Below are 13,231 nucleotides of genomic sequence, written 5' to 3' on the forward strand. Positions count from 1 at the left end.
GCGCGAATGCGAATTATTCAGCGGAATGACAAGTTTGTTCAGTGTGAAAAAGATTAAATTCAGCACTCCATGCTTAACCCTCTCTTAGTCTATGATAGTATTTTATTTAAAATATTGTAATTATTCCAAAATAAACTATAATAAAGACTAATAATATTGTTTGGCTATTTCACCCATACAATCGTCTAGGATTGAATGATAGCATTTAAAAGATCATCTAATATGAAAACGGTGTCTTTTAGAGATACTGTTTCATTGTGAGTTTATGTAAGGGGGATATCTTCATGTCGATCAAAATCAATGGGAACGAATATGAAATTCAACATGGCATGACAATTATTGATGTTATTAATGAACATCAACTTTCCCATCCACAGATTTGTCACCTACCTGAAGTGGATCCAATTGAAACATGTGATACTTGTATCGTTGAAGTGGATGGTCAACTTGCGCGAGCTTGTTCTACGAAAGTTATTTCAGGTATGGAAGTTTCACTCTCTTCACCTAGAGCAAAAGCAGCACAGACAGAAGCAATGGATCGAATTTTAGAGAATCACTTACTCTATTGTACAGTTTGTGATAATAACAATGGGAACTGTAAAATCCACAATACGGTTGATATGATGGGAATTGAACATCAAAAATATCCATATGAACCAAAAGTTCCAACTAGTGAAGTGGATATGTCCCATCCATTTTATCGTTATGACCCAAATCAATGTATTGCCTGTGGACAATGTGTAGAAGTATGTCAAAACCTACAAGTGAATGAAACACTATCAATTGATTGGGAAGCTGATCGTCCTCGAGTACTTTGGGATGGCGGAAAGAGTATCAATGAGTCCTCCTGTGTCGGATGCGGTCATTGTGTCACCGTGTGTCCATGTAATGCATTAATGGAAAAATCAATGCTTGGTGAAGCTGGATTTATGACTGGAATGGATAATGAAATGCTTGAACCGATGATTACTCTCGTGAAAGAAATCGAGCCAGGTTACAGTGGCATTATGTCAGTTTCAGAGATTGAAGCTGCGATGCGTGATACTCGTACGAAAAAAACAAAGACTGTTTGTACATTTTGCGGAGTTGGATGTTCGTATGAAGTATGGACAAAAGATCGTAAAATCCTTAAAATTCAACCTGTGTCAGATGCACCAGTAAACCAGATTTCCACTTGTGTGAAAGGGAAATTTGGTTGGGACTTTGTCAATAGTGAGGAAAGACTTACCTCCCCACTTATTCGTAAAGGAGATTCATTTGTTGAAGCATCCTGGGATGAAGCACTTAATCTTATTACGGATCGATTTACACAAATAATGAAAGAACAAGAAGAAGATAGTATCGGTGTTATTTCTTCCTCTAAAATAACGAATGAAGAAAACTATGTGATTCAAAAGTTAGCTCGTCAAGTGTTTAAAACGAATAATGTAGATAATTGTTCTCGTTATTGTCAATCTCCCGCAACTGACGGACTATTTCGAACGGTTGGTATGGGTGGGGACTCTGGAACAATTAAAGATATTGCAAAAGCAGGGCTGATCATTATTATTGGAGCAAATCCCGCAGAAGGTCACCCTGTATTAGCAACTCGGGTGAAACGTGCCCATAAATTACATGGACAAAAATTAATTGTCGCCGACTTACGGAAAAATGAAATGGCTGATCGTTCTAATATCTTTATTAGTCCCCAACAAGGAACCGATCAAGTATGGCTAATGGCTGTTACAAAGTATATGATTGATCAAGGTTGGCATGATGAACAATTTATTCGAGAAAACGTCAATCATTTTGGTGAGTTTAAAGAAGTGCTTGAAAAATATACGTTGGAATATGCGGAAATAATCACCAAAATATCAAAAGAAACGCTCATAAACATTGCTGAAATGATCCGTGATGCCGATGGAACATGTATTTTGTGGGGAATGGGTGTCACGCAAAATACGGGTGGCTCTGAGACATCTGCTGCCATCTCTAACCTTTTACTGGCAACTGGGAACTATCGAAGAGAAGGAGCCGGAGCATATCCTTTACGAGGACATAATAATGTGCAAGGTGCTTGTGATATGGGTTCATTACCTGCATGGCTACCAGGATACCAGCACATTACCGATGATGAAGCACGGAAAAAATTTGAAGAAGCATATGACGTTTCCATTAGCGGAGAGGTTGGACTAGATAATATTCAAATGCTAGAAAAAATCGATGAAGGCATTATGAAAGCAATGTATATTGTTGGAGAAGATATGGCACTTGTTGATTCCAATGCAAACTATGTACATGATGTATTATCGAAGTTGGAATTTCTCGTTGTGCAAGATATTTTCTTCTCGCGCACTGCGCAATATGCAGATGTTATTTTACCTGCTGTACCTTCTTTGGAAAAAGACGGTACATTTACAAATACAGAACGAAGAGTACAAAGATTGTATAAAGCATTGCCTAATTTGGGGGATGCTCGTGAAGATTGGCGAATTATCCAAGATGTTGCTAATAGATTAGGTCAAAACTGGGATTATCGTCACCCTTCTGATATTTTTGATGAGATGGCAAGTCTATCTCCTATCTTTAGCCAGGCAGACTATGACGTATTAAAAGATTGGGGTAGCTTCTTATGGGGAAGTTTAGATGGTGCAAGTACGCCTATGCTTTATAAAGATGGTTTTAATTTTCCAGATAAGAAAGCCCGTTTCTCTCTAAATGATTGGATTGAACCTGTAAAATTTCCGGAAGAGTTTGATCTTCATATTAATAATGGTCGATTACTAGAACATTTTCATGAAGGTAACTTAACTAATAAGTCAGAAGGAATTCAGGAAAAAGTTCCAGAAACGTTTATTGAAGTATCACCAGAGTTAGCTAAAAAACGTGGTGTGAAAAGTGGGTCACTAGTGCGTCTCGTCTCCCCTTATGGTGCCTTAAAATTGCCTGTTTTAGTAACGGACCGTGTCAAGGGCAATGAATTATTTTTACCGATGAACTCTGTGAAGAAAGAGAGTGCGATCAACTTTTTAACCGGAAGTGCAACAGATACGAGAACAAATACGCCTGCTTATAAACAAACAATGGTTCGAATGGAAGTGCTTAAAACAAACGGAAAAAATCCATTACCGAAATCAAACCATCGTAATAAAGAACGTTATCCACAAGATGGGGTGGAGGTAGAACGTAAATGGGCTAGACCAGGTTACGTCCATTTAACAGATTATGTAGAGAAGAGGTGATGTGCAAGTGGCGGAACCAATCACAGCTATCAAAAGAACGATCAAGTCAGAAACAGAGCTCGAAAAAGAGAAATTGAATGAACTACAATCTTTACTTGTCGAGCATGGTGATGCATTAGAAAAGCTTTTAAATATAACTGGAGAATTAGATCGAATTGGTGCGATTGATGGATTACAAGCGATGCTAGATGCCAAAGAAGATATTGCCAAGATTGGACTTGAACAAATAACTCGTGAACCAATTACAAATTTAATAAATCACGGTCTCAATCTCTCTGCTATTGCTTCCTCCATCAGCCCAGAAGTTACGGAAAAACTTTCAAACAGTATAAAAATTGGAATGGATGAAGCAGAGGAACAACTTGCAAATGATGATAAAGTATCTATTTTGAGTTTAATGAAAGCTATCAATGATCCCGATATTAATCGGGCGATGAAATTCGGACTTCATTTCTTAAAAGGAATGGGAAAAGGGTTGAAATAATTATATAAATAAGAGTTATCCTAGAGAAGCGATATACTCCCCTTAAGGTAGACAGATTTAAAAATTAAAATCTGCTTTTACCTTAGGGGGAGTTTTTATGTCCACTAAAAATAAATTTTATTCAATTCAGTTTAAATATAAGTGTTATGGCTTCAAAATACAGTAGTATGAAGGCAACTTTATATGATTGGGCTGAGAAATATGCTATCGATGGGGTGAATGATTCGAGAACATGGAAACCAAAACCATATGCTAAAAAGAGTTAAAACAAGCACGATTCTGTAACTGCTAGTTTAAAAATAATCATTTTTACGCGATTTAGTAACAAAATATTAGGGTAGGATATCTATGATGAAGAGCTTTTTCTGAAATCTGTGAGGGTGTTGCGGAATTTCTATTGGCAAGTGTGGAATTTATAAGACCATTGCGGAATTTACATCGGTTAGTGCGGAAAAACCGAATAAAAGCTGAAAGTGCGGTATTAGACTGTTTGAATGAACACATTTACATACTTGGAGGAATTTTAATGAAAACCACTAGACAGTTAACTGTTTTGCAAATGAATGATACCCATGCATACCTAAATCTTCACCCTGAAATATTTATAGAAACTGGAGGTGCCTATTACCGACATGCTGGTGGTTATGCTCGGATTGCTACACTTTTTAAGCAAATTCGAGAGCAAAATCCACAAGGAGTGGTAACTTTAGACAATGGTGATACTTTCCACGGAACATATCCGGCTGTACATAGTAAAGGAGAAGCATTAGTTCCGATAGTAAATGCATTGAATTTAGATGGGATGACAGCCCACTCGGAGTTCGCATATGGTCCAGCACAATTTGAAAAAATCGTTTCCATGTTAACATACCCAATGCTTGCAAACAACTGTTATCGAAAAAAGACAACCGAACTTGTTTTCCCTTCCCATACGATTATTGAAAGAGCGGGTCTCAAAATCGGGATTATCGGTATTTCTGAACATATCGTGGACAAAACAATGCCCCCTCAATTTTCAAAAGGAATCTACTTTACGCTCGGTAATAAAGAATTACCAAGTCTTATTCATACGTTACGTACCATAGAGAAAGTAGACCTTGTCATCGTGTTATCACATGTCGGTTTTCCACAAGAAGTAAAACTAGCTAATGAAGTTAATGGAATTGATATTCTGTTAAGTGCCCATACACATAACCGGATAGCTGAGCCTGTCATAGTAAATGATACGATTCTTATACAATCTGGTTGTCATGGTTCTTTTATCGGTAGACTTGATGTGGAAGTTGAACAAGGACGAATCATCCGTCATCGTCATGAGTTAATCGAAGTAACAGAAGAAATTGAACCCGACCTGAAGGTACAAGCCATGATAAATTCAGCAATAAAATCCGATCGTGAAATGCTTGAAACGGTTATCGGGCAAACAGAAACAGCGTTGAATCGCTACGCCCAACTTGAGTCGACGATGGACAACCTGCTACTTGAAGCTATCAGAGATGCCGCTGGTGCCAGTCTTGCTTTTTCAAATGGATGGCGTTATGGTGCGCCTATTCCTCCGGGTCCAATAACAATGAATGATCTGTGGAATATCATCCCAACAAATCCACCAATCTCAACCGTGGAGATAACGGGGGAAGAGCTGTTGACTATGTTAGAAGAAAACTTAGAGCATACTTTTTCCTTTGACCCATATAAGCAAATGGGAGGATATGTGAAACGTTGTCTTGGAATGAAAATGTACGTTAAATTGGAAAATCCGAATGGAATGCGAGTTCAAGATTTATTTATTGGGAATGAGCGTGTCGACAAAACAAAGAAGTATTTTGCTTCTTTTGTCACCATACAAGGCATTCCAAGAAAATATGGTACAAATCGCCGTGATCTCGAAATAAAAGCAATTGATGCTTTAAAGCAATACATCGTGAAAAAAGGGACTATATCCATTGAATTACATGGAACTGTACAAATAATATGATAGATAAAAATAGGAACGATGAAGCTAATCCTATGTAATCGTGTTAAATCAACCTCTTTTTATCTATCGAACCTTTGCAAAAAATATTTTTCTCAAACTTTTTCTAGTTGAACATCTACATGAGTTTGATCATTAAGGCTATTAAACGTAGGATGCAACGAGCAAACCACAGTCGTACATACAATAATACAGCCTAAAACCATAAATAATATTGGCACAGAGTACCATTCAGCAAAAAGACTACCTAAACCTGCGCCAAATGGGATTCCCGCTTGTGCTAGTAAAACTCTGACTGAAAATACTCTACCACGTAGATGATCAGGAACTCTCCGTTGATAAAGGGTCGTATTATTAATATTAAAAATAATTACAAATAACCCCTGACCAAAAGAAATAACAAGGGCCAGCCAAATATATGGTGTCCATGCGAGTCCAATAAATAATACGCCATTGATAAATAAGGAGCCGATCATCGCCCTTTTTCGATTTTTCGGTTCATCTAGAAAGCCTGTAAGTAACGAACCGGCAACCATACCGAAAGAAAAAAACGATGAAAATAAACCGTATTGAAAGGCTGTACCACCTAAGTCATCTGTAATATAAGGTAAAAACATTGGTTGTGCGGCACCCGTGCAAAAATTAATAATCATCATCATGATTCCGACACCTAAAAGCATTGGATAGATACGATAAAATTGCAACCCTTCTTTAAATTGCACATACCAGCTTTCCTTTTTCTCCGATTGCTTTTTCTGAATACTAGGATTCATCATTAATAAAAACCCAGCTGTGCCTAAAGAAAAAATGAGAATAAATAATACTAATTCTGTTCCAAATACGGAAATCAATAATCCACCTAAAGCAGGTCCTAAAAGCATCATTAGTTGTCCCGTTCCTTCTAGGAGGGAATTTCCTTTCATTAATTTTTCTTTCGGTAAAATATCAGCTGTATAAGCCATCAGGGCAGGATAAAATAACGGCTGTGCAACCCCGATCGCAATAGCTACTCCATATAAATGCCAAGCCTCCAACTGATTCATCGGTATCATTATGGCCGGAAAAATAAAAGCTGCCGCTCTTAACCACTCTGAAAAAATCATAATCTTTTTGCGATCCCATCGATCCAAAAAAGGACCAGCAAACATTTGGACAATAATACTAGGTACCATAAAAATGACCCAAATACTTCCCATCGCCATCTTAGATCCAGTCATTTCATAAAGTAACCATGATAAAGAAAATGCAGCAAAAGTACTTCCTAATCCAGATGCCGCTTGAGCCAACCATAAAAACACGAACCTTCTATTTAGAAATAAGTCTTTCAACGCCATTACTCCTCCCCTTTTGAAAAAGCAAGCTTACTATAAGCATTGAAACTATATTCGGATGTTTTATCCGTTATTCCTTTTTGGAAGCACGGAATAAATAGTCGTGGTAACTCCGATAAATTTCTTCAAGTCCTTTTTCCCGTAATCGAAAACGTTCTGAAGTATTAGGAGATAAAATAATTTGAACTAAACCAGACGCACGCAAAATAACCATATGATGATGAACAGTACTTTTAGCAAGCCCGATAAATTGAACGATGTCGGTAAAACTTCTCTCCTTGTTTTCAAGATAACGAAGAATTTTCAAACGATTTTTATCTGTTAAAGCCATCCCTCGATACATCAATCTCGGTGCGGGTTCATGCTCCGCTTCAGGAAGGATAATCTCTGTCGGATAACCATAAAAATGTATTTGCTCATAAATAGAGTAAATAATCATTGGATTAGAATGATAAATTGGATAAAGAACCACTTTTTTTACATCGTTAAAATCGTTTAAAACAAGACCATTTGTCACCTTTTCTATAAAAGGTAATACATTATTTGGTGCGCATTTCTTTAACTGATCTTTCTTTTGTTTGAAGTCTAACTCTAATCGAGTAATGATCGTTTTGTCTACATGTTGGAAATATTCTTCATTCCACCTTTTTACAAGGCCGACAGCTTCATGAAATGTTTCAGTAATCAGCTTCATTTGGTCTTCTTTCATCTTTAACTTTGCAAAAAAATCGCTAATCACTAGTTGTTCATCAACGTTTGTTAACTCTTCCAATATCTGTTCGATCGGCATTTCATCAAATGATCGTGTTAATACATACTCATAAAGAAACTTAAATAGTTTCTTTTTATTGGTATTTAAAGATTCTGCAAGCTCCTTACTTATTCTACTTGTCGCTTGCTTTCTCCAATTAGTGCCCAATTCTGTTTTTTTATAAATAGTTGTTTCGGAATAGGCATGTATACTATTTAACAGTTCATATATTGGATGAAAAATTAATTCAACTTTCATATTCTAAAACTCCCATTGATATATAGTTCGATTATAATCGAACTATATACAATAAACAAGATCATATTATATAATGTTCGATTCATAACTGTGAAGGTTTACTAATGATAACTTCTACATAGGCAAAGTACCATTTTTAAACAGTGAGCATAGAATATTTTGATAAGTCATTGAAAGGATTGAGTAACTATGTACTACGTTCCAATGTATCAATACCCTTATTGTGTACCTCTATGTACTTGTGGAAGACAACCGATGAATTACTACATGCAGATGAATCAACAAGGAAATATGCTATCGCCTATAAGAAGTCGCCATATAGAAATAAAAGATTATGGCAAACAGCCATTCGTCGTGAATATTAACGAGGCTGCTAAAATGAACAATACATTTCGTACCGCTTTATGGACAGGAGAGCATTTACAAGTCACATTAATGAGCCTTGATGTTGGAGAAGATATCGGTTTAGAAGTCCATCCTAACGTTGACCAATTTTTGCGAATTGAGGATGGGGAAGGATTTGTTCAAATGGGCCCTACGAGGGATAATTTAAATTTTGAAAGAAGCGTTCAAGATGATGATGCGATTATGGTTCCTGCAGGGACATGGCATAATGTAACGAACACAGGTAATAAACCACTTAAATTATATACAATTTATGCTCCTCCAAATCATCCATTTGGGACAGTGCAGCAAACAAAAGCAGACGCAATGGCTGCTGAAGAGCATCATTAAAGGCGATGATGGAATACAGATAATCGAAAATAAAAGTACTAATGATAAGAGCCATTCTCTCCTCATTAGTACTTATTTTTTCGATGCCAAACACTTCCTTGTTCCTCCATTCTTTTCATCGCTAACAACTATATATATCGACGGCGACTCCTAATGATGATATGAATGTTTATCACACTCGTTGCAATAAACATTGTTGTCTCGGTGGAGTCCAAGGAGGACTGAAAATAATGATTTTCTGGCGTGAAACAAGTTCGGTGAAATAGTTAAAAATATCTGCAACATGAAGTTAGACTACCCTTAACGTATCTTCTTAATCATGAGCTACACTGCTTTCCTCGAAAAAGAAATGTTTTAATTTTTGTTTATTTTCTTCGAGGTCTACAGATAAAACTGCTCCTACATCCACATGTTCATCTGTATACGAATCGTCTAAAGGTATTCGTAACGTTTTTATTTCGTGAGAATCAGTGGATACTAGTCCTTTTGCAATGGAAAGTAATGTCTGCTTGTCCACATTTGTATCAATATAAGGATCAGCTGTACCAATAATTTTAGGTAGATGAATGATGTTTTCTACACTTAAAGCTTCATCCTTAATTTTGGATAGCACTTCTTGTTGGCGTTCAACTCGTCCGAAATCGCCTTGATTATCCTTTCTAAAACGAACATATCCTAAAACTTCCTCTCCAGATAAAGTCTGTTTTCCGGGGTGTAAGGTCATTCCAATTCCGGTAGACATTTCCTCAGGAATATCGACTTCTATTCCTTTAGGAGCAATCAAATCAACTATTTCAGTAAAACCGGAAAAATCAACTACAGCATAATAGTTAACATCGATATCAAAATTGTGCTTTATTGTTTTCCTTACCAGTTCAGGACCACCAAAGGCAAATGCTGCATTTAGTTTCTGCATTCCGTATTCAGGTATTTCTACATACATATCTCGCATCAAAGAAGCCAATTTTATTTGATTTGTATGTTGATTGTAGTAGGCTATCATCAATGTATCTGAACGACCTTGCTCCCCCTCTCTTGCATCGTTTCCAATCAAAAGAACTTTCATTTCTCCGAATTGGATTTCCTCCCCCTCAAACGAATCAAAGTCATTTTCATCCTTCTCATATACTTCTCTCGCGTTAGACAGACCATCATTATATTGATAAATACTATAAGCTACGATGATACTAATGAAAAAAACAACCGATATTAATAGTCTTTTTACTAGAGTTCGCTTTCTTGATTTCTGCTGATTATTTGTCAAGTCATTACACCTTCATTCTTTTGATAATGATCTCATTACAATTTGAATCGCGATTGCATCGTCTAAATAGCCAACTGGAAATATATAATCCGGAATAACATCTACTGGTGCAATAAAATATAATAATGCTCCACCAATTAAAATGAGTTCCCGTGGCGTCCCCTCTCTTGATCGAAAACGCTCATAAAAGTCCTTTAAATGAGTAATAAATGGTCCAACACTATCAACCTTCTTAATTTTTTCCTCAAAGTTATCGTCAATAGTTTCTTTTCCTTCCTCTGTTTGCGCAAAATCGGTAAAATCGGCTAATTTTTGATCGATCTTTTTAATCGGAAGTTCGGATAACTCAGCGGTCTCAAGTAAAGATTGAATATTACCTACATATTCATTGGTTTCAGATCGACGTTCCCCTTGTTCGAGTGGATACCCTGCAGCCTCTAACAGCTCATGTAAAGAAATATGTAGATGCTCGGAAAATTTCTCCAAATGTTCTAATGTAGCTTTCCGTTTCCCATTTACAATTCTTGAAATAGTTGCCGTATCTATATTTGTTTGTTCGCTCAATTTTCTCATGGATAAGGAGTGCTTTTTTAATAGGTCTTTTAATATGACGCCAAGCTGATTATTCTTTTCCACCATCATGTTAAATAGCCCCTTTCAAAATAGAAGAGTACCAGAAATGAACTTATTAACGAATTCACGTAAATACATCGTTAAGTCATCTTAAGAAATAACTATATAATTATGTTGATTAAATGTCAACAACTAAAGATAAAAACCATTTCATTTATTGCATAATATGCAACACCACTTTAAAAGTTGCATCCATTCTTACAAAAGTAGGCTCTGATTCTTTGTTAATCAGATCATTGAGTATGCAACAAAGGAGATGATTGAGCTAAATGGTTACCAATGAAAAGTCTATGAATACTTATGGAAGAGCATTCTAGACTTTTCATTGTTTCATGTTTTAATGTTCTTATTCATTTAAAAGAAAACTAAAACCGCTACAATTAAAAGTAATACACCACTTATTACCGTTCCAAATTCCCCTATAGTATATTTTCCTATTCTGATATTAATTAATTTGACTCCGAATTCTACTCCAGCCCAAACCGTTACAAAACTACCAATCGCTGCAAGCAAGGAAATCAAAAATGGTGAAAACCCAAGTAATCCAGCTCCTACTCCGTTTGTGAGTGCATTTGCTGAAAGAGCGATCCCAAGCATAATCGACTCTCCCCAACCAATATACGATGTTTTTGTATTTGTAGGAAGTTTAGCAATCTCTTCTTTCTCTTTAGTTGGTTTTGTCAAAAGAATTATCCGGATACCAATGATACCTAGAATAATTGCTCCTAATATCATTGGTAGTATTCCAGGTAAAACAGTAGCAATCCAGAGACCGAAATAAATGCCGGTAACACTAAATAAAAAGCAAATGACCGCTATTAAAAAATTCGAATAAATGCTAATTCGAATTTTACGTATACCATAGGATAAACCCACTCCCAAATTATCAATACTTGAAGATATTGTTAATACAACAATGATAAACCAAGGTGCCATACAGCTTTCCAACTCCTCTATTCTAATTACTATTAATGTACGTTCGTGTTGACACTTTGAAACTTGTACCCTTATATCGTTGACAATTTTACAACAAGATAAGGTTAATCACTTTTATATTTGTTGGAAGTCTAGTCATATGAATCTCCTTTTTTAAAGGAAAGTATGTTGTATTTTATTCATTATAAAATATTGTTTTTCTCCTTTAAATATAATTTCATCAGGTGAACCTTTATGTTGAAATGCCCCCATTCTAAAAATTACTCTTCATATAAATAGGATTTTGTTATATCATTATTGGTAGGAAGTAGTAATTACGTATAAAGTCACCATGCACCTTTGCAAATTATTTTTAGGGATCATTTTTTCTGACCGCTGGAATAAACCGATATTTTGACACTTTTGAACAGGAGCCATTGCAGCCCCCATTGGATCGGACAAAATGATTCGTTTGAAGTGTCCGGCAGACTTTAAGATACGCATTTACATCATGTTCAGTCGCTAATAAGATATCAGAGCGTTTGCTGAAAACAACTATACAAATAAAAAAACTACATACCAAAAAAAAATTACTTCGAATGAATTGTTTTACTAAGGTGGAGATGTTTTGAGAATAGAAAATGAAATGTTTGACTTAATTTTAACTGTTGCAAAAAAAGATGAACGAATTCGTGCTGCTTATATGAACGGATCAAGAACCAATCCTAATGTGCCCCAAGATATTTTTCAAGACTATGATATTGTGTATGTTGTCACAGAAACTGCTTCTTTTATTAAAAATAACGGGTGGATTCAAGCCTTCGGAGAACTGCTTATGATACAAGAACCTGATAAAAATGATCAATCAATTGGTTTAAAAAGAAATGTTGATCAATCTTATGGATATTTAATGCTTTTTACAGATGGAAATCGTATAGACCTTCAAATTAAGACGATAGATGCCGTCATGAATGAATACGGTTGCGACAAACTTACTATCCCATTATTAGATAAAGACGAGCTTCTTCCCTTGATCGCTATACCAACAGATATTGATTATAGGGTAAAAAAGCCAACAGAATCGATGTATTTTAGTTGTTGTAATAACTTTTGGTGGTGTCTTCAAAATGTTGCCAAAGGTATTTGGCGTGAAGAATTACCATATGCAAAACAGATGTTTGAACATATGATTAGGGAAGAATTGAATAAAATGGTTTCCTGGTGGATAGGAACCCAGAACGGCTTTCAAGTTTCAACTGGTAAGATGGGAAAATATTTTAAAAGATATCTTCCAGAAGCATATTGGGAGTTATATAGAAACACTTACTCTGATGGTAATGAAAAATATTTCTGGGATGCTATTTTTGTCTCATGTGATTTATTTAGATTATTGGCGAAAGAAATTGCTGATGATTTAAAGTTCTCCTATCCAAACAAAGACGATCAAAACATGACAAAATACCTTCATCAAGTTAGCAAGCTGCCAAAGAATGCAACCGTTATTTTTAATTAATTATCCGTTTTATCCTATCATCATATAAATGGAACTGAATCTTAGGCCAATCTACTGCTCCTTGTAAATAATGTAGATTAGTTCGAACAATCTGTTGAATGATGTAGCTTCAAACATGAAACATGGAAGTATAGTCTATTTTTATAGGCTTTGC

General features: G+C 35.8%; 10 protein-coding genes. 5 read left to right on the forward strand and 5 right to left on the reverse strand.

Annotated features, from left to right (window positions below; genetic code table 11):
* Window positions 1–284: 284 nt before the first annotated feature.
* The 3 genes from fdhF (at window position 285) to DFR56_RS17165 (ending at window position 5,680) form a co-directional block, all read left to right on the forward strand.
* Window positions 285–3,221: a formate dehydrogenase subunit alpha gene (gene fdhF, locus DFR56_RS17155; protein ID WP_110396678.1), complete on the forward strand. Its 2,937-nt coding sequence runs from the start codon at window positions 285–287 to the stop codon at window positions 3,219–3,221.
* 7 nt (window positions 3,222–3,228) lie between these two features.
* Window positions 3,229–3,705: a helical membrane plugin domain-containing protein gene (locus tag DFR56_RS17160; RefSeq protein WP_110396727.1), complete on the forward strand. Its 477-nt coding sequence runs from the start codon at window positions 3,229–3,231 to the stop codon at window positions 3,703–3,705.
* Between the two features lie 526 nt (window positions 3,706–4,231).
* Complete coding sequence (locus DFR56_RS17165) at window positions 4,232–5,680, forward strand: bifunctional metallophosphatase/5'-nucleotidase (RefSeq protein ID WP_211320650.1); 1,449 nt, start codon at window positions 4,232–4,234, stop codon at window positions 5,678–5,680.
* Window positions 5,681–5,772: 92 nt separating this feature from the next.
* Here the strand turns inward: DFR56_RS17165 and DFR56_RS17170 are convergent, their stop codons facing one another.
* Window positions 5,773–7,011: an MFS transporter gene (locus DFR56_RS17170; RefSeq protein WP_377724582.1), complete on the reverse strand. Its 1,239-nt coding sequence runs from the start codon at window positions 7,009–7,011 to the stop codon at window positions 5,773–5,775.
* A 67-nt stretch (window positions 7,012–7,078) separates the two neighbouring features.
* Window positions 7,079–8,017, reverse strand: coding sequence for an ArsR/SmtB family transcription factor (locus DFR56_RS17175; RefSeq protein ID WP_110396679.1), 939 nt, complete (start codon window positions 8,015–8,017; stop codon window positions 7,079–7,081).
* A gap of 267 nt (window positions 8,018–8,284) precedes the next feature.
* On the opposite strand from DFR56_RS17175, the gene DFR56_RS17180 reads away from it, so the two are divergent.
* Window positions 8,285–8,752, forward strand: coding sequence for a cupin domain-containing protein (locus DFR56_RS17180; RefSeq protein ID WP_377725729.1), 468 nt, complete (start codon window positions 8,285–8,287; stop codon window positions 8,750–8,752).
* A 313-nt stretch (window positions 8,753–9,065) separates the two neighbouring features.
* On the opposite strand, the gene DFR56_RS17185 is transcribed toward DFR56_RS17180, so the two are convergent.
* The 3 genes from DFR56_RS17185 to DFR56_RS17195 all read right to left on the reverse strand — a co-directional run bounded on the left by DFR56_RS17185 (window position 9,066) and on the right by DFR56_RS17195 (window position 11,585).
* Window positions 9,066–10,016 (reverse strand): LCP family protein, encoded by a 951-nt coding sequence (locus tag DFR56_RS17185; RefSeq protein ID WP_110396681.1) that lies wholly within the window; start codon window positions 10,014–10,016, stop codon window positions 9,066–9,068.
* Window positions 10,017–10,028: 12 nt separating this feature from the next.
* Window positions 10,029–10,658 (reverse strand): DUF1232 domain-containing protein, encoded by a 630-nt coding sequence (locus DFR56_RS17190; RefSeq protein WP_110396682.1) that lies wholly within the window; start codon window positions 10,656–10,658, stop codon window positions 10,029–10,031.
* A gap of 345 nt (window positions 10,659–11,003) precedes the next feature.
* Window positions 11,004–11,585 carry a manganese efflux pump gene (locus DFR56_RS17195; protein WP_110396683.1) on the reverse strand — a complete coding sequence of 194 codons (582 nt, stop codon included), beginning with the start codon at window positions 11,583–11,585 and terminating at the stop codon, window positions 11,004–11,006.
* Between the two features lie 607 nt (window positions 11,586–12,192).
* On the opposite strand from DFR56_RS17195, the gene DFR56_RS17200 reads away from it, so the two are divergent.
* Entirely contained in the window at window positions 12,193–13,077 is an 885-nt protein-coding gene (locus tag DFR56_RS17200) for an aminoglycoside 6-adenylyltransferase (protein ID WP_110396684.1), read from the forward strand.
* The last annotated feature ends 154 nt before the right edge of the window (window positions 13,078–13,231 follow it).

Source organism: Pseudogracilibacillus auburnensis, assembly GCF_003201975.1.
GTDB classification, from domain to species: Bacteria; Bacillota; Bacilli; order Bacillales; family Amphibacillaceae; genus Pseudogracilibacillus; species Pseudogracilibacillus auburnensis.